Source organism: Enterococcus sp. DIV0712 (genome assembly GCF_050554855.1).
Classification (GTDB): domain Bacteria; phylum Bacillota; class Bacilli; order Lactobacillales; family Enterococcaceae; genus Enterococcus; species Enterococcus faecalis.
The window spans coordinates 192873-212500 of record NZ_CP187333.1 but is presented as its reverse complement, the minus strand read 5'-3'; the positions used below and the strand labels follow the sequence as shown (position 1 = coordinate 212500).

Sequence of the window (19628 nt, the reverse complement as noted above, 5' to 3'; positions counted from 1 at the left end):
GTCACTAGGGAGTATTTAGCCTTGCGGGATGGTCCCCGCGGATTCCGACGGAATTTCTCGTGTTCCGCCGTACTCAGGATCCTCCTAGGTGTTGTCAGCATTTCGTCTACGGGGCTTTCACCCTCTTTAGCGGAATTTTCCAAATCCTTCAACTATACTAACAGACTACCATATTGGAGTCCTACAACCCCAACAAGCAAGCTTGTTGGTTTGGGCTCTTCCCGTTTCGCTCGCCGCTACTCAGGGAATCGAATTTTCTTTCTCTTCCTGCAGGTACTAAGATGTTTCAGTTCTCTGCGTCTACCTCTAATCAGCTATGTATTCACTGAAAAGTAATATCCTATAAAAGATATTGGGTTCCCCCATTCGGAAATCTCTGGATCATAGCTTACTTACAGCTCCCCAAAGCATATCGGTGTTAGTCCCGTCCTTCATCGGCTCCTAGTGCCAAGGCATCCACCGTGCGCCCTTATTCACTTAACCTTATCAACCTTACGGTTGGGTCTTGATCACTTCTTCTAGCGATAGAAGGTTAATCAATAAATAAGCAATTGAACTTATTAAAAAACTCATTCAACGCGGTGTTCTCGGTTTGTTTTGATTCTTTTTACTTCAATATCCAGTTTTCAATGAACGAATGTTTTGAGAGTAGACCTCTCAAAACTGAACAAAGTAAAGACGAAATGTGTATTTCCGTAATATTCCTTAGAAAGGAGGTGATCCAGCCGCACCTTCCGATACGGCTACCTTGTTACGACTTCACCCCAATCATCTATCCCACCTTAGGCGGCTGGCTCCAAAAAGGTTACCTCACCGACTTCGGGTGTTACAAACTCTCGTGGTGTGACGGGCGGTGTGTACAAGGCCCGGGAACGTATTCACCGCGGCGTGCTGATCCGCGATTACTAGCGATTCCGGCTTCATGCAGGCGAGTTGCAGCCTGCAATCCGAACTGAGAGAAGCTTTAAGAGATTTGCATGACCTCGCGGTCTAGCGACTCGTTGTACTTCCCATTGTAGCACGTGTGTAGCCCAGGTCATAAGGGGCATGATGATTTGACGTCATCCCCACCTTCCTCCGGTTTGTCACCGGCAGTCTCGCTAGAGTGCCCAACTAAATGATGGCAACTAACAATAAGGGTTGCGCTCGTTGCGGGACTTAACCCAACATCTCACGACACGAGCTGACGACAACCATGCACCACCTGTCACTTTGTCCCCGAAGGGAAAGCTCTATCTCTAGAGTGGTCAAAGGATGTCAAGACCTGGTAAGGTTCTTCGCGTTGCTTCGAATTAAACCACATGCTCCACCGCTTGTGCGGGCCCCCGTCAATTCCTTTGAGTTTCAACCTTGCGGTCGTACTCCCCAGGCGGAGTGCTTAATGCGTTTGCTGCAGCACTGAAGGGCGGAAACCCTCCAACACTTAGCACTCATCGTTTACGGCGTGGACTACCAGGGTATCTAATCCTGTTTGCTCCCCACGCTTTCGAGCCTCAGCGTCAGTTACAGACCAGAGAGCCGCCTTCGCCACTGGTGTTCCTCCATATATCTACGCATTTCACCGCTACACATGGAATTCCACTCTCCTCTTCTGCACTCAAGTCTCCCAGTTTCCAATGACCCTCCCCGGTTGAGCCGGGGGCTTTCACATCAGACTTAAGAAACCGCCTGCGCTCGCTTTACGCCCAATAAATCCGGACAACGCTTGCCACCTACGTATTACCGCGGCTGCTGGCACGTAGTTAGCCGTGGCTTTCTGGTTAGATACCGTCAGGGGACGTTCAGTTACTAACGTCCTTGTTCTTCTCTAACAACAGAGTTTTACGATCCGAAAACCTTCTTCACTCACGCGGCGTTGCTCGGTCAGACTTTCGTCCATTGCCGAAGATTCCCTACTGCTGCCTCCCGTAGGAGTCTGGGCCGTGTCTCAGTCCCAGTGTGGCCGATCACCCTCTCAGGTCGGCTATGCATCGTGGCCTTGGTGAGCCGTTACCTCACCAACTAGCTAATGCACCGCGGGTCCATCCATCAGCGACACCCGAAAGCGCCTTTCACTCTTATGCCATGCGGCATAAACTGTTATGCGGTATTAGCACCTGTTTCCAAGTGTTATCCCCCTCTGATGGGTAGGTTACCCACGTGTTACTCACCCGTCCGCCACTCCTCTTTCCAATTGAGTGCAAGCACTCGGGAGGAAAGAAGCGTTCGACTTGCATGTATTAGGCACGCCGCCAGCGTTCGTCCTGAGCCAGGATCAAACTCTCATAATAAAAGTTAGAACAATCTTGCGATTGTTAAGCTCAATTTGTTTGCTAGCATATTGCTTGCTTGTTAAAAATGTTCGTTGTCTTGAATTGAATCAAGACGCCCTACACATTTGGTTCGTCTATTCTTTGTTCAGTTTTCAAAGGTCTACGTTACCTCGCAGCAACTTTTATATCATAACAAACTTTCGTTTGAATGTCAAGAACTTTTTTAAAAAAGTTTTTTTAAGTTGTTTTGCTCGGTTGTTGTCGTCTGTTGTGACAACTTCTATATCTTATCATCTCGTTTGTTATTTGTCAACAACTTTTTTGTTGTTTTTTCAAACTTTTTTCGAGAGATTTGAAATCAAGAATTGTTATTTAATTATTGACTTCTGAATCGCTCAGCTGTGTGACTCGCCTTGCGACATGTAATAATATACCAAGATTTCAAGCATTGGTCAATCATTATTTTCACTTTTTTTAAACTTTTTTTCAATACCGATTATTCTTTCTTATCCGATTAGATAAAGTTCGTTTTTTTATCAGATTACCCATTCTTTTTATTACCCATCTTCGATTTTTTTAGAAAAAAAGAATTGGTTTCAATTGTTTTTCTATTCTTTTTTTATTTAATTTTTTGCGAATACAAAAAAAAGATGCCCTTAAGGCATCTTTTTTTATCTCATTGTTGGGAATAGCAAGACATCACGAATTGATTGTGCATCGGTTAATAACATAACTAGTCGATCAATCCCAATACCTAATCCTCCGGTTGGTGGCAAGCCATATTCTAAGGCTTCGATGAAATCTTCATCTACTCCGTGTGCTTCATCATTTCCTTGTTCCCGTTCTTTTTCTTGTTCTTCAAAACGTTCACGTTGGTCAATTGGATCATTTAATTCTGTAAATGCATTAGCAAACTCTTTTCCGATAATAAATAGTTCAAAGCGGTCAGTGAAACGACCATCTTCTGGATTTTTCTTCGCTAATGGTGAAACAGCGACTGGGTGACCATAAATAAATGTTGGTTGTTGCAACGTATCTTCTACAAATGTTTCGAAAAATTCATTAATGATATGACCGACTGTCATGGCATCTGTAATTTCAACATTATGTTCTTTAGCCAACGCACGGGCTTCTTCTATCGTCATCTCTTGCCAAAAATCTACGCCCGTTTGTTCTTTGACCGCATCTACCATGTGTAGACGTTTGAAAGGACTTCCTAAGTCAACCGCTTGACCATCGTACGTGATATCAGTAGTTCCTAAGACTTTTTCCGCAGCATTACGAATAATTCCCTCTGTTAAATCCATCACATCTTGATAATCAGTATAAGCAGTATAAGCTTCTAGCATTGTAAATTCTGGGTTATGAGTGGTATCGATTCCTTCATTACGGAAGACACGACCAATTTCATATACTTTTTCCATGCCACCGACAATTAAACGTTTTAAATGTAACTCTAGGGCAATGCGTAAGTATAAGTCCATATCTAACGCATTATGGTGTGTGATAAATGGACGAGCAGCAGCTCCTCCTGCTTCGTTATGCAAGACAGGCGTTTCTACTTCGACATAGCCATTGCCATCTAGATAACGACGGATTTCGCTAATAATTTGACTGCGTTTCATGAAACGATCAAAGCTTTCTTTGTTACTGATTAAATCCAAATAGCGTTGACGATAGCGTTGTTCCACATTCGTTAATCCATGGTATTTATCTGGCAATGGACGCAAAGCTTTAGTTAATAACGTAATTGTTTGAGCTTTAACAGTAACTTCCCCCGTATTGGTTTTCATTACTTGACCTGTCACACCAAAGAAGTCGCCTAAGTCAGCATGTTTAAATAGTTCATAGGCTTCGTCTCCAACTTGGTCCTTCCGAACATAAATTTGAATTTGGCCTTCACGGTCTTGCAAATGGGCGAAACCAGCTTTTCCTTTACCACGTTTTGTCATCATACGTCCAGCAACGCTGACTTCTGTATTCATTTCACTAAGTTCTTCTTTTGTATGATTATCATATTGTTCATGAAGTTCTGCTGAATTATGAGTGCGATCGAAACGTTTACCGAAAGGATCAATCCCTTCTTCACGTAAAGCTTCCATTTTTTCGCGGCGCACGAGCATTTGATCATTTAAATCCTCTAAATGCGCTTGTTGTTCTTCTGCCACTGTTGTTCCTCCATTCTTGATTTTAACCTATCCTAATAATGCCACAGTAATTCGAAAAAAAGCAAGCCGAATTTTACTTTCGGCTTGAATTTTTTATTCTTCTATAGTAGTTACAGCAACTTTGGAAATCTTCTCTACAAAGGCATCAAGTAAATCGACAACTGCTTGTTGTGTTTCAACTTGGTTAATCGCAACTTTCACTTTGGCCGCTCGCGAGATTCCTTTTAGATAGTAAGAAGCATGTTGGCGAAACTCACGGACCGCAATTTTTTCACCTTTTAAATCCACTAATCGTTGTAAATGAACTTTTGCAATGTTAATTTTTTCAGCTGGTGAAGGCTCAGGCATCAATTCGCCCGTTTCCAAGTATTCTTTCGTCCGTTGAATCATCCAAGGATTGCCCAAAGCAGCTCGACCAATCATCACACCATCCGCTCCAACATATTCTAACATGCGTTTAGCATCTTCAGGCGTTTTGACATCGCCATTTCCCATAAAAGGAATGGTTAAATGCTTTTTCACTTCCTTTAAAACGTCCCAGTTGGCTGTCCCTTCGTACATTTGGACACGTGTCCGACCATGCATAGCAATTGCCGAAGCCCCTGCTTGTTCGGCAGCCAAAGCGTTGTCTACAGCATATAGATGATCTTCATCCCAGCCTGTTCGCATTTTTACAGTAACAGGCAAAGAAACTGCCGAAGAGACTGCGTGAACCATCTCATGCACTTTATTCGGTTCCAGCAACCATTTCGCACCAGCTTCAGCTTTAATTATTTTATTGACAGGGCAACCCATGTTAATATCAATAATCGCCGCTTGCGTATTTTCTTCCACAAACTTAGCAGCTTCCACTAATGTTTCTTTATCTCCACCAAAAATTTGTACACTTAAAGGATATTCTCGCTCATCAATATATAGCATTTCTAAGGTTTTTTTGTTTCTTAATTTAATTCCTTTGTCACTAATCATTTCACAAACGACTAATCCTGCGCCAAATTCTTTTACAGTCACACGAAAAGCGGCGTTACTAATACCCGCCATCGGAGCTACGACAACACGGTTGGGGATTTCAACGTCTCCAATTTTCCACATAGTCTTTCCTCCTACTTTTGTTTCGTATTGCGAATCGCTTCATCGCGAAGTTCAATTAATTCTTCTTCACTATAGTGATATTTATTGTTACAGAATTGACAAACTGCTTCTGCTCCATGATCTTCATCAATCATCGCATTTAATTCATCGATCCCAACAGCAATCAAAGCGGTCGCAAATTTTTCTTTGGAACAGTCACATTTAAATTGTACAGGCATTTTTTCTAAAATTTCTACTTCGTCTTCTCCCAATAAGCGATACAAGACTTGTTCAGGTGTTTCTCCATTTTCTAGTAATTGTGAAATTGGTGGCACTTCCGCTAGACGCTGTTCAATAAAATCAATGGTACTTTCATCGGCACCTGGCATTACTTGAATCATAAAACCACCGGCTGCTTTCACAGATTCATCCGTGTCCACCAATACACCTAAACCGATAGCTGAAGGAACTTGTTCAGAGACCGCCATAAAATATGTAAAGTCTTCACCGATTTCACCAGAAACAATAGGTGTTTGTCCAGAAAAGGTTTCTTTTAATCCTAAATCTTTAATGACTGTGAAAATTCCTTCGTTACCGACAGCACCACGTACATCAATTTTACCTGTTGCATTCAACTTTAAGCTGACATGTGGATTTTTAATGTAGCCTTTTGTTTCTCCACGGCCATTACTATCGACAATAATAGCGCCAGCTGGGCCATTTCCTTGTACTTTTACAGTTAATTTATCGTCACCTTTTAAAGTCGCTCCTAGTAAAAGGGCTCCAATCAATGTGCGTCCTAACGCTGCGGTAGAAGAACTCCATGTATCATGTCTTCTTTGCGCTTCACTAACAGTTTCAGTGGCACTGATGGCATATGCTCGTATCGAACCTTTATAACAAAGGGCTTTTACTAAATAATCTTCCATTCTTTTTCCTCTTCTCTTGGTGCTTTTTTGTCCATTAGTCAGATAATACTAGGAATCAGGTGTTTTTTCAACCAAATAATCTTCCTTCTATAGAATATCTTAATATTATAGAAGGTGCAGTATTCGTCAACTCGACAAATACTGCACCTTCTACTAATTGGTTATTTATAACGATCTTCGTAGTTATTGCGATCATATTCAGAATTGGAATCTGAATCTTTTTTCTCTTCAGATTGGACTTCTTTTTCTGTTTGTTCGCTTTCTACTTTGACTTCTTCTGCTTCATCATGTAATTCTTTTTTCGCTTCTTCAAAGTCTTGTTTTTCTTCAACTTGTTTTTGCGCTTCTTTTTCTTCTAAAGCACGTTTTGCTTCTTCGAATGTTTGCGCTTCTTTTTCACTAGGATAGTCGCTGTCAGCACCTTCAGGCATTTTACCTGTTTCAAATAATGATTTGATTGCTTTTGCATCTAATGTTTCATATTCTAATAGTTTTTCAGCGATTAGTTTATGTTGTTCACGGTGCGCTTCGATAATTTCATGCGCTTTTGTATGAGCATCCATTAAGATACGGCGAACTTCCTGATCGATTTCAAACGCCACTTGTTCTGAGTAAGCTTTTGTTTGACCATAATCACGACCGACAAAGACTTGATGGTTTCCTTCATATTGAACAGGTCCTAATTTGTCGCTCATTCCATATTCCGTTACCATGCTACGGGCAATCCCTGTTGCTTGTTCAAAGTCATTTGAAGCCCCTGTTGATTGAACGCCAAAGATAATTTCTTCTGCTGTACGTCCACCAAGTAAGCCAACGATTTGTTCAAACATATCTTCTTTAGTCATTAAGAATTGATCTTCTTTTGGTAAAGCAATCATATAACCGCCTGCGCGACCACGAGGGATAATTGTTACTTTATGGACAACACGGGCACGGCTTAAGACTAAACCAACGATTGTGTGTCCCGCTTCATGGTAAGCAACCATTTCGCGTTCTTTTTTATTAATCACGCGATCTTTTTTAGCTGGACCAGCAATTACGCGGTCTTCGGCTTCATCCACATCAGAAGCATCAATTTTTTTCTTGTTACGACGAGCGGCAACTAAGGCTGCTTCGTTTAAGACATTTTCTAAATCAGCACCAGCAAAACCTGGTGTTTGTTGTGCAACAACTTTCAAATCAACGTCATCAGCTAACGGTTTGTTTTTCGCATGAACACGTAAAATCGCTTCACGACCTTTGACATCTGGACGTCCTACCAAGATTTGGCGGTCAAAACGACCTGGACGTAACAACGCTGGGTCTAACACGTCTGAACGGTTCGTTGCAGCAATTACGATAACTCCTTCATTGCCATCAAAACCATCCATCTCAACTAATAATTGGTTAAGGGTTTGTTCACGTTCGTCGTGTCCGCCACCCATACCAGCACCACGTTGACGACCAACTGCATCGATTTCATCGATAAAGATAATCGCAGGCGCGTTTTTCTTCGCTGTTTCAAATAAATCCCGGACACGGCTAGCACCGACCCCGACAAACATTTCAACGAAATCTGAACCTGAGATTGAGTAAAATGGCACACCTGCTTCACCTGCTACGGCTTTAGCAAGTAACGTTTTACCAGTCCCTGGAGGTCCCTCTAATAGTACGCCCGCAGGAATCCGTGCGCCTAATTCAGCGAAACGACGTGGATCTTTTAAGAATTCCACTACTTCAACTAATTCTTGTTTTTCTTCTTCCGCACCAGCTACATCTGAGAAGCGGACACGGTTAGCTTTTTTATCGGCTTCTTTGGCTTTGGATTTACCGAAGTTCATCACACGGCCACCGCCGCCACCGCCACCGCCTTGTTGGCTCATCATCATGTAGAAGAAGAAGAAAATAATCACTAATGGTAAGAAACTAAACAACAGTGACAACCAAGCACCACTTGTTGATTGTTCTTTGACAACTAGCTTCACCTTGTTATTTTGTGCCGCATCTTGAATGCCAGCTAAGGTTGTATCACTAGGTAAAACGGTTGTTGTGAAGCCTTTTGACGACGCTTGCGTTGAGCCCCACAATGACAGACCACCTGTGTCTTTCACTTCTTGTTTTTCTTTATACTGACCTTCAATCCGGTAAACCCCATTGGTTGGTTGAATGGTCATGTCTTTGACTTTTCCGTCTTCCAATTGTTGTTGGAAGGTTGAGTAATCGATGTCTGGCGATTGTTGGTTGTTATTTCCAAAAATGAAATAGACAACCATGACCATGGCAAGTACTACTAAGACGTAGTATAAACCATTTTTCATGCCATTATTCTTTTTGTTCATGCCTGTCCTCCTTATGCTCATCATTACAATTCATGTTATTCTTTTATCAATCCTGACCTTTACATTGTAACACAATTAATTCCTTGATAGATATTAATTTGATTCGTAAACTTCAGGTTTTAAAACGCCAATATAAGGCAAGTTGCGGTACGTTTCTGCATAGTCTAATCCGTAACCGACCACAAACTCATTGGGCACATCAAACCCTACGTAGTCAGCTTTAATGTCTACTACACGGCCTTCTGGTTTATCTAATAAGGTAACAATTTTCACAGATGCAGCTTTACGGTATCTAAACAAATCTACTAAATACGCTAATGTACGACCACTATCGATGATATCTTCTACGATTAAAATATGTCTACCTTCGACATTTGTGTCTAAGTCTTTGACAATTTTTACTTCGCCTGAAGAAACTGTCGCGTTGCCGTAGCTAGATACATCCATAAAGTCCAATTCTAAATAAGTATTGATTTCACGAGTCAAATCAGCCATAAATGGTACTGCACCTTTTAAAATACCGACCACTAAAGGATTTTTCCCTTGATATTCTTCTGTCAGTTGCTTGCCAAGCTCTGCAGACTTCGCAAGAATTTCTTCTTTGGAGATTAGGACTTTCTCAATATCTTTTTCTATCATAGTGCGCTCCTTTCAGCATTACTCCTTTGTCTTAAAAAGGAGTCTGTAGTGTATTTTATCAGTTTCTAAAGGAATACTCAAATAGGAATTTGCAAATTTTGGTACCCAAATGATTTCCTCTTGCTTATCCGTAATGACCCAAGCACTCTCTCTCGCTTCATTTGGCACTTTTTGATCAATAAAAACTCTGCTTAATTTTTTCGTAAACCCTGGTTTTAATGTAATCCGATCACCACTTTGGCGATGACGAACGGTCAAAGGTGTGGCTGTGGACAACGGGATTGCCAACAACTGGCCCGCCCATTGATTAATCTCTTCAGGAAGAGGAAACGGTTTGTCTGTCACAATTAATCCTAGCCACTCGGTTTCCGATAAATAAATCCCCGCACCAGGTACTAATAAATGTGTAACTTCTTCTCGCAGTGCAACCTGTTTTTGTTCTAAGCACAGCCAATCGTAACTTTTAGCTAGTTGCCATTGCTGTTCTAACATAACCGAGCCTTGCGGTTGGCGTTCATCATTCAAAACTTTTAAAATTTGTGTCATCTGGCGTTGGTTTAACGAAACCCCTAATGGCACTAATGTTTTTTGGAAAAACGCGGTTAAAAAGAAGTGCTGGTACGCAGGCGTTTCTTTTAATAATCTCTTCAAAGGAATGCGCCAGCCTTGTTTGGTCGGCTCTACGGCTTCAGATAATTGAGGCTCAATTTGTTCCTGAATAAATTCTTGGGCAAAACGTTGTTCATTACTAAAAGAAGCAATCTGATCTAAGAATTGCGGATTTTCCTGCTTTAATAGCGGCAAAACCTGATTACGGAGTCGATTTCTCAAATATTCATTGGTTTGGTTCGTTTCGTCCTCAAAATAAACGAATGCTTGTCGCTGTGCAAATTGATACAATTCTTCTTTTGGATAAATAAGTAACGGACGAATCAATTCCCCTGTCGCAAAAGGACGTCTCTCTTTAATGCCCGCGGAATGGGAAAAATTAGTTCCTCGAATCAGTTTCATTAAAATCGTTTCCGCTTGATCGTCTAGATGATGTGCCGTCATTAAGACCGCCGCACCTTCAATTTCCATGACTTCTTTAAAAAATTCATAACGAAATGTGCGCGCTTTTGCTTCTAAATTTCGTTGCTTTTCAGGGTCTTCCCAACGTGTTTCATAATACGTTAGCTCTCGCTGCTGACAATAGGTAGCGAGATATTGCGCTTCCTGTGCCGACGCTTCTCGCAATTGATGATTGACGTGTGCAACAACCAATTGTAATTGTTCTTTTTCTGCCACCTGTTCCATTAACGTCAAAAGGGCCATGGAGTCTACACCACCAGAAACGGCGACCACGATTGTTTGATGCGGTTGCCAAAATCCTTGTTCTTTTCCTCGTTTATAAAACTGCCAAAACATTGTTCGCCCTTCTTTCTTCCTTAGAATAAAAGAGGAACCGAGAAATAACCCATTCGTTATCCCCAGTCCCCCTATTTGTTTGTGCTTAGCCGCGACGTCCGCCACGTCCGCCACGTTTGCCTTCAGTATTACGTTTTAATGAAGATAAACGGTCATCACTATCTTTCAAGAAAGAGCTCATCAATGAGTCAAAATCTTGTTTATTGTTATTGTTATTTGCTTGTGGTTTATTGAAAGGCTTTTTGCCCCCTGCGCGTGGATTACGGTCACGATTCTCATAATTGTTTTCACGACGTTGAAATTCACGTTTTGGTTGTTGCCCTTCTGCTGGCTCTTGTGCTTTACGGATCGATAAGCCAATTTTGCCGTCGTCACCAACTGAGGTTACTTTCACTGTTACTTCGTCACCTACTGTTAATACATCATGAATATCTTTAACGAATCCATTAGACACTTCACTGATGTGTACTAACCCAGTTTTTCCTTCTCCTAAATCAATAAATGCACCAAAGTTAGTAATCCCTGACACTTTTCCTGGCAATTTAGCTCCTACTTCGATTGACATAAAAAAATTGTTCCTCCTATTTTTTCCCTAATTATAATTGCAGTTTATTCAGCTGAAGACTTAGTTGTTTCAGTTGAAGACTGTGATTGACTATTTTTTTCTGAACTGCTCTTGCTTTCTTCCGCTCCAGAAGTCTGTGTTTTTTTCATTTGTTCTGGTGTGGGATAAATCTGTTCGCCTTCTTTTGAGAGAAGGAAACGGCTACGTGCTAATTTTGCCACATAATCATCATCTTTTAACAAAGCAACGTCTTTTTTTAGATCCTTGACCTTCTTATCAACTGCTACGGATTCAGCAATTGCATCTGCTCGTTCTTGTTTGAAAGCACCTAAGCGATGATAATCTTTCATCAATTGGATGCCAGAAAAGGCAAAAATAATGAAGGCCACGAGAAAAATCGCTGCCAAGCGTCTGCGTCTAAAAATCAATTGTTTCTGTTGTTTTTGGAATTCGACATACTGTTCTTTCGTGTAGTCATTTTCCAATGCCGCAACTTTCTTCGAGTTTTTTTCATTCTTTCCCATCGTCTCGCTCCACTCGCTTTGGATTGTCCGTTTTATTATACCAACATCTAAGAACCTTGTCTAATGTTAATTTCAGAGAAGTTAAAGAAAATCAAGCTTTTTTCTAAAATATTCTTTGCTTTTGAAATAACAGCGGTTGATTTATTAATTTTTTTCAAAAGCGGCGCGTCTGTTTCATTAAAACGCTGAAAGGATGAAGCGCTTGGAATATTCATCTTTTCAATGAACTTGCCAAGCGCTCCATCCTCACCTGCTTATTCTTCAGAGACACGTGTTTCTGATTTTATTTCATACATTTTTGTGGCATCTTCTTTTTTCGTAGAGTCATTTAGTTGCAGGACTTCTACTTCTAAAATTCTGTTCCCAAATTGAATTTTGACAAGGTCACCAATCTTCACAGTACTAGAAGATTTGGCTAAGACTCCGTTGATTTGAATCCGACCTTTATCAGCGACTTCTTTGGCAACTGTTCTTCTTTTAATAATGCGAGAAACTTTTAAAAATTTATCTAACCGCATCACATTCACCTCTTTTATTTTTTTTGTCTCATCCGTAAAATTTTTGCGCCATACGGTAAACTTAACCATTCACGTATCGTAAATAATTCTAACTTAATGATGGTGCTAATAAAAACTGTACCACCCACTGCAACACCTAAAACTGTAACGAAAAACGCTTGACTTCGGTGATGCACACCTTGGAACAAGATGGAGATAATTCCTTGATAGACCAGTAATGACAGCATCATGATTGCTAAACTAAGCAACAGTTTTTTCAAAAAGTTTCGTTCTCGAACAAAACAATTAATCGCTGCATCCGATTGTCGGACTAAAACGAATAACGTCGCTAGTAACCCAAGAATAGTAGACCAACTAGCACCTAATGTTCCCCAACGAATGGTGAAAAAGCCCGTTGTCAGTAATTTCACTAATAAGCCCACACCAGCTGCCACTAAAGGACCTTTAAAACGATTGCGACTTTGTTCAATACTTTGGTAGGCCTGAATAATGGCCATAAAAGCGATGGATAAAACATACACCCCTAAAACATCGTTGCCTTTATAATCTTTAAAAAGCGTAAAGTTCATGTACGGCAATAACATCATCAGACCAATCGAAGCCGCCGATGCCAAGGTTGTGGTAAGACGCAAAAAGATTTTTGCAACTTGTAAAAATTGTTGACGGTCTTTTTTCATAAAATATTTTGTCAAACCTGGTAAAAAGGTCGAGCTTAAAGCTAAAGCAATTACCAATCCTAATTGAACTAGTGGTTGTCCTCTATCATAGACCCCTTTGTCCACTTTCGCAGCTAAATCAGAGAGCCCGAAAAGCATGAGGGCATTTTTTACTTTAAAGGAATCAATTAATTGAAATAGAATCAGAAAAGCACTATATAAAGAGACCAACCCACCCTCAATCATTAAACGTTTAAATAGTCCTGTGGTTTGAGGCATAATCTTCCATTGATGCAAGTATTCCGTACTTCCACTAAGAATTTTTCGATTGTAGTACCATAAGACAAGTACCGCTAAGATACCGCCAGCCAACGCACCACTCATGGCCACTGTCCCCGTTTGGTAAATGGAGCCACCAAAGTAATGATAGGACAACGCAGCTACTAGAATAACCCCGACACGCACAAACTGTTCCATCACCTGTGAAATACCACTAGGCACCATCAACAAATGACCTTGAAAATTCCCACGATAGAAAGAAAGAATTGGAACGAGTAAAAAGGTAAAGGAAACAACTTCCATTAATGGTTGGAGTGCAGCATCCCCCATACTAATAGCAATTTCTTGACTACCAAAGAAAAAGAAGGCCCAACAAGCAATCGCTAACCATAACACATAGGGATATAGTTGGCGCAACACTTGTTTTTGACTCCGAATATCTGGTTGTTCAGCAACAATTTTGGAAATAAATTGCGGTAAGCCTGACAATGCTAATGTCATCGCAATCCCATAGATTGGATAAACTTGCTGATACACGTAAAATCCTTCATCCCCTACAAAGTTCTGAAAAGGAACGCGATAAAACGCACTCAACACTTTTGCAATGAAGGAAGCAATGGTTAACACAACGGCACCTTGCATCATTCGTTGCATTTCTTTTTGTGCCATCTTCTAGGCCTCCTTTTAAAGGGAATCCGTTTCTTGCGAATGTTTGTATTTTTCTTGTCGCAATGCGGTTGTAAAAGTAGCAATTTCTTGAATCCAAACAGCTTCTTTACAATCTTTCGGCAACTTCAAGGAAATAGTCATTTGTTCTTTCTCAACTGCTAGATCCGCTTTTAAGCTGGTTGCCGATAACGCTTCAAACAACTGCTCCACAGAGTATGTTTTTGTGCCAATTTTACTTAACACAAACTTGACTTTTTGGTCGCGTTTACGAATACTTTCTAACAAGGCACGGTCGCCATCCATTTTGATACGGCCAGTGGTTAATAAATGCGCCACTTCGTCAGGATACTCTCCAAAGCGGTCTAACAAGTCCGCTTCTAATTCTTCGTACATATCCATATTTTCTAATTGACGAATCCGTTTATAAATTTCAATTTTTTGTCGTTCATCTGTGATGTACGTTCCTGGAATATAAGCATCAATGCCCAAATCAATTTCAACAGACGTTTTTTGGTCTTGGATATTTTTTCCTTGTTTACGAGCAACTGCCTCAGATAACATCTGTGAGTACATATCAAACCCAACCGAATCAATGAAGCCATGTTGTTGGGCACCAAGAAGGTTTCCGGCCCCTCGAATGGAAAGGTCACGCATCGCAATTTTGAACCCAGAACCTAATTCCGTAAAGTCTTTAATTGCTTCTAAACGTTTCTCACTAACTTCGTTTAGGATTTTTTGCTGTTCGTACATAAAATAAGCATAGGCCACTCGATTGCTACGCCCCACACGACCACGTAATTGATACAACGTAGATAAGCCCATGTAATCCGCATTTTCTACAAACAAGGTATTAGCATTAGGAATATCTACTCCTGTTTCAATAATTGTTGTAGTGACTAATATATCATATTGTCCTTCAATAAAATCAAACAAAGTATTCTCCAGTTGTACTTCTGTCATTTGCCCATGTGCATACGCAATTCGTGCATCTGGAACTAGCGCTTGTAACTCTTCAACTTTTCGTTCGATCGTATCTACTCGATTGTATAAATAAAAGACTTGACCATCTCGGGCCATTTCTCGCTCAATCGCTTCCCGAATCGCCCCAGGATTATTTTCCATGACATACGTTTGGATCGGATAACGATTCTCTGGTGGGGTTTCGATGACGGATAAATCACGGACACCTAACATCGACATATGAAGGGTCCTTGGGATTGGCGTTGCTGTTAACGTCAAGACATCCACTTGTGAACGCAATTGTTTTAGTCGTTCTTTATGTTTCACTCCAAACCGTTGTTCCTCATCAATAATCAACAAGCCTAAATCACTAAAATTAATATCTTGCGACAATAAACGATGGGTACCAATCACAATATCTACTTGGCCATGTTTAATTTTTTCAATTGTTTCATTTTGCTGTTTTTTCGTGCGGAAACGACTTAATAAACCAATTTCTACAGGAAAGCCCTCAAACCGCTCTTGAATCGTTTCGTAATGTTGTTGCGCTAAAATAGTTGTTGGCACTAAAAAGGCAACCTGTTTATTGTTGCTAACAGCTTTGAAAGCCGCTCGTAAAGCCACTTCTGTTTTACCAAACCCTACATCGCCAACTAACAAACGATCCATTGGTCGAGATTTTTCCATGTCGTGTTTAATTTCGGCAGCACTACGTAATTGATCATCTGTTTCAGAATACGGAAAAGCCTCTTCAAATTCTTTTTGATACGCATCATCTGGCGGAAAAGCATAGCCTTTTTCCGACTCTCTTGTCGCATAAAGTAAGATTAAATCATCCGCGATATCTTCAATTTTCGAAGCAACTTTTCGTTTAGTTTTCGTCCATTCACTGCCGCCTAGCTTGTTAATTTTCGGCGTTTTAGACTCGGAAGCAACGAACTTTTGAATCAAGTTCAATTGTGTTACTGGAATAAATAACTTGTCATCATTTTGGTACAAGATAGTCATGTAATCTTGATGAACCCCATCAACTTCTAAGGTTTCCATACCAATATATTTACCAATCCCGTGATTCGCATGAACGACATAATCGCCCGTTTTTAAGTCGCTATAACTTTTCAAACGTTCCGCATTAGAGATTGTTTGACGACGTGCCCGTTTTTTGGTCGTTGTATGAAAAATTTCTTTTTCCGTAATCGCCACGAGCTTGTTTTTAGGTAATTCAAACCCTGTTTGTAATGCCCCTTGGACAATTTGGACATGCCCATCTAACAACTGATCCCAATTGCTTACTACGCTAGGTATGTCAAAGTCCTGAAATAGCTCTTCGACTTTTTGAATCCGTTCTTTCGTAGGAACAAAAACAACGACCGTTTGGTTTTGCTTTTGCCAACGGTCCACTTCCGCTTTTAGCAACGGCATTTGACCGAAGAATTGTTGCATTGAACGATATTGGAAATTATGGACTTCTTGGAAACGAAGATTCCCCATCCCTTTTTGAAAAAGTGAAAAGAAGGTCGTATTTCGTGCAGTTTTTCGCAATTGATCATGAAAGTCTACGCCAAAAGTTTGTTCAGAAAACACGCGCATTTCTTCAATTTTCAGGGTTTGCCATTCCGCTTCCTCTCTAGCGATTTCTCGCTCCGTTTCCATCATACGAGAATAATCATCCACAAAAAGCAAACTATTTTCTGGTAAATAATCTAACAGCGTAGTTTTTTGTTGGTACAGAAAATCTGTATAATAGTGAGCATTTTCTGTAGGAATCCCTTGTTCCCAAGAAGACAGCAACTGACCAAAATATTCTTCTAAAAAATCGGTCTCCGTTTGATCTTTAGCTGTCGCTAAACGTTTTTCTAGAGCATCTTGTAACCTCATCATGCCATGATTCATATCTGCCTTTGAGAATACTAAATCAGTCATTGGTGAAATCGTTACTTCTTCAAGATTTTCTAATGAACGTTGGGTATCTGCTTCGAAATAACGGATGGAGTCAATTTCAACATCAAACAGTTCCACCCGAACAGGGTATTCGGCATTTAGCGGATAGACATCAATAATGCTTCCGCGAATACTAAATTCGCCAGGCTTCCCGACCATCGATTGGCGTTCATAGCCCATTAACACTAAGCGTTGCGCGAGGATTTCAGGTTCTACTTCCGTCCCGATTTCCCAATGAAGTTGCGCATTTTGCCACGTTTCTTTCGTTGGCAAATATTTTCGTAGTCCAGCTACTGGTACGACCACAATTCCTGCATTCGCTGTCATCAGGAAATTTAACGCACTCACTCGATCTGCGCGCGCTTCTGGTGAAGAAAAGGCCATTTCGGCGGATAACACTTCATCTACTGGAAATAGATGAACTTGTTCTGAAGGTAAAATATTTAAAAAATCATCTACTAATTGATTGGCATAGTATAGGTTTGGGACCGCAATAACAATTTTTTGATGCGTCTTTTGTAAAGCGCCTGCCATCAGTAATGTTTTAGCAGAGCCTGATAACCCAGTAATTAGTTGGCGCGTTCCTGTTGTCATTAGTTGACTGCGCCATGATTTAGCAATTTCTGTTTGGCTAATTCGTTCGATAATATTCAAACAAGGGCCCTCCTTTCTGCTATTTTCCATTAAATTGATTCATTGTTTCAACAAACGTATGTCCTTCACATGCATATAAAGCGGCATCGGCTGCTTTTTTTACAGCAAGTAACATCTCTTCGTGTGTTTCTTTGGGAAAAGTGCTTAGTACATGGTGGATAACTGTATCATTTTTTGAGGGCCGACCAATGCCAATTTTAATTCTAGGAAAGACATTTGTTCCTAAATGGGCAATCAGACTTTTTATCCCATTGTGGCCGCCAGCACTACCTTTTTGCCGTAAACGAATTTTACCGACCTCTAAGTCTAAGTCATCATAAATAACAATCAAGTCTTCCTCATCTACCCCAAAGTAGGTCAACAACGGACCAACAGAGCGACCTGATTCATTCATAAATGTTAATGGTTTCACTAACAATACTTTCTCAGTCCCTATAAAAAACTCTGCAATATCTGCTTCAAAATTACTATTATTAAACGAAACATTTTGCCGATACGCAATTTCATCTAGCGTAATAAAGCCAATGTTGTGTTTTGTTTCTTTGTATTTACTACCGGGATTTCCCAGTCCTACGATTACTTTCATCTTTCATTCTCCTTGGATTATAAGCTTGCCAACACAAAATGGCTGGGAAGCGTATGCGCTACCCAGTTTTATTCATTATACCATAGAAATAAAAAAACTCGCAGTCTTTGAAGATTAAGAAAGATGTAAAAAAATTTTTTAGAAATTTAAATATGCGTAAGATAGTGAAATTACGCACATGTAAGAGCTACCATTTTGAAACAGGTCTGAAAACTGTATCATTTTTACAATCAAAGTTCGTGACATTTTTTACAAACCATGTTACTATCACTTTAGCAACAGGAAATAAAAACTCGTTGCTCACGAAAAAGAATGTAGAGGAAGGAATGGTACACATGACTGCAGCCGCAGGGAATAAAGATCACCAAAAAGTAATTTTAGTCGGGGACGGTGCCGTAGGTTCTAGCTATGCCTTTGCTTTAGTAACTCAGAATATTGCTCAAGAAGTTGGGATTATTGATATTAATGTACCAAAAACTGAAGGAGACGCGTTGGACTTATCTCACGCATTAGCATTTACTTCTCCTAAAAAAATCTATGCTGCTACTTATGACGATTGCCATGATGCAGACTTAGTTGTCTTAACAGCTGGTGCGCCTCAAAAACCAGGCGAAACTCGTTTAGACTTAGTTCATAAAAACTTGAAAATTAATAAAGAAATCGTTACAACAATTGTTGATTCTGGTTTCAACGGTATCTTCTTAGTTGCCGCAAACCCAGTTGATATTTTGACTTATTCAACTTGGAAATTCTCTGGCTTCCCGAAAGAACGAGTAATCGGTTCAGGAACTTCACTAGATTCTGCTCGTTTCCGTCAAGCAATTGCCGAATTAGTTGATGTTGATGCACGAAATGTCCATGCCTACATCTTAGGGGAACACGGAGATACAGAATTCCCAGTTTGGTCACATGCGAATGTCGCTGGCTTACAAATTTACGAATGGGTGAAAAATAATCCTGACGTCGATGAAGAAGCAATGGTTAATTTATTCTTCAACGTACGCGACGCTGCTTACACAATCATCGAGAAAAAAGGAGCTACTTTCTATGGAATCGCGGTTGCACTAGCGCGTATCACTAAAGCTATCCTAAACGATGAAAACTCTGTGTTACCATTATCTGTTTATTTAGAAGGTGAATATGGTCAAAACGATATTTATATCGGTGCACCAGCGATCATCAACCGCCAAGGCGTTAAACAAGTCATTGAAATTCCATTAACAGATGCTGAACAAGAAAAAATGGAAGCTTCTGCTTCTGCATTAAAAGAAGTTATTGAAACAGCTTTTGCTAAATTTGAAGCAGAAGAAGCAAAATAACTCCTTCTATAATAGTCGAAAATTAAAAACAACCAAGAGTGAACACTATTGTTACTCCGCTTTAAAGCCTGGTACAAAAATCCAAAGTGATTTTTGTACCAGGCTTTACTTTTAATCTGTTTTACTTTACTCATCACTCAACTTTTTAAAAAAATTATTGTTTTGTTTAGCTC

At 40.3% G+C, this 19628-nt stretch carries 13 protein-coding genes and 2 rRNA genes (1 of these 15 only partly in view); 1 reads left to right on the top strand and 14 read right to left on the bottom strand.

What is annotated here, in order from left to right; all coding sequences use genetic code 11:
- The 14 genes from IGL42_RS01005 to pth all read right to left on the bottom strand — a co-directional run.
- Positions 1-483: ribosomal RNA gene (locus tag IGL42_RS01005) — 23S ribosomal RNA — on the bottom strand; it reaches 2430 nt to the left of the window's first position.
- A gap of 226 nt (positions 484-709) precedes the next feature.
- A 16S ribosomal RNA gene (locus IGL42_RS01000) occupies positions 710-2270 on the bottom strand.
- The 16S and 23S rRNA genes sit together here, the layout of an rRNA operon.
- Positions 2271-2923: 653 nt before the next feature.
- Entirely contained in the window at positions 2924-4420 is a 1497-nt protein-coding gene (lysS, locus tag IGL42_RS00995) for a lysine--tRNA ligase (protein WP_002359372.1), read from the bottom strand.
- 93 nt (positions 4421-4513) lie between these two features.
- Positions 4514-5512 (bottom strand): tRNA dihydrouridine synthase DusB, encoded by a 999-nt coding sequence (gene dusB / locus IGL42_RS00990; RefSeq protein WP_010710986.1) that lies wholly within the window; start codon positions 5510-5512, stop codon positions 4514-4516.
- A gap of 11 nt (positions 5513-5523) precedes the next feature.
- A complete protein-coding gene (gene hslO / locus IGL42_RS00985) occupies positions 5524-6420 on the bottom strand; it encodes an Hsp33 family molecular chaperone HslO (RefSeq protein ID WP_002359370.1) in 897 nt (298 codons plus the stop codon).
- 161 nt (positions 6421-6581) lie between these two features.
- Positions 6582-8738 carry an ATP-dependent zinc metalloprotease FtsH gene (gene ftsH / locus IGL42_RS00980; protein ID WP_002363441.1) on the bottom strand — a complete coding sequence of 719 codons (2157 nt, stop codon included), beginning with the start codon at positions 8736-8738 and terminating at the stop codon, positions 6582-6584.
- A 93-nt stretch (positions 8739-8831) separates the two neighbouring features.
- Complete coding sequence (gene hpt / locus IGL42_RS00975) at positions 8832-9377, bottom strand: hypoxanthine phosphoribosyltransferase (RefSeq protein WP_002356260.1); 546 nt, start codon at positions 9375-9377, stop codon at positions 8832-8834.
- A gap of 18 nt (positions 9378-9395) precedes the next feature.
- A complete protein-coding gene (gene tilS / locus IGL42_RS00970; RefSeq protein WP_010710985.1) occupies positions 9396-10784 on the bottom strand; it encodes a tRNA lysidine(34) synthetase TilS in 1389 nt (462 codons plus the stop codon).
- Positions 10785-10869: 85 nt separating this feature from the next.
- Positions 10870-11349, bottom strand: coding sequence for a S1 domain-containing RNA-binding protein (locus IGL42_RS00965; protein WP_002356258.1), 480 nt, complete (start codon positions 11347-11349; stop codon positions 10870-10872).
- A 44-nt stretch (positions 11350-11393) separates the two neighbouring features.
- Complete coding sequence (locus tag IGL42_RS00960) at positions 11394-11873, bottom strand: FtsB family cell division protein (protein WP_002356257.1); 480 nt, start codon at positions 11871-11873, stop codon at positions 11394-11396.
- A 254-nt stretch (positions 11874-12127) separates the two neighbouring features.
- On the bottom strand, positions 12128-12391 hold the full coding sequence (locus IGL42_RS00955) for an RNA-binding S4 domain-containing protein (protein WP_002356255.1): 264 nt from the start codon (positions 12389-12391) through the stop codon (positions 12128-12130).
- A 14-nt stretch (positions 12392-12405) separates the two neighbouring features.
- A complete protein-coding gene (locus tag IGL42_RS00950; protein ID WP_002361558.1) occupies positions 12406-13995 on the bottom strand; it encodes a putative polysaccharide biosynthesis protein in 1590 nt (529 codons plus the stop codon).
- Between the two features lie 15 nt (positions 13996-14010).
- Complete coding sequence (mfd, locus tag IGL42_RS00945) at positions 14011-17550, bottom strand: transcription-repair coupling factor (protein WP_010710984.1); 3540 nt, start codon at positions 17548-17550, stop codon at positions 14011-14013.
- A gap of 19 nt (positions 17551-17569) precedes the next feature.
- On the bottom strand, positions 17570-18136 hold the full coding sequence (pth, locus tag IGL42_RS00940; protein WP_002361556.1) for an aminoacyl-tRNA hydrolase: 567 nt from the start codon (positions 18134-18136) through the stop codon (positions 17570-17572).
- A gap of 335 nt (positions 18137-18471) precedes the next feature.
- Between pth and IGL42_RS00935 the strand changes: the two genes are divergently transcribed.
- Positions 18472-19455 (top strand): L-lactate dehydrogenase, encoded by a 984-nt coding sequence (locus IGL42_RS00935; protein WP_002356251.1) that lies wholly within the window; start codon positions 18472-18474, stop codon positions 19453-19455.
- Positions 19456-19628: the final 173 nt, after the last annotated feature.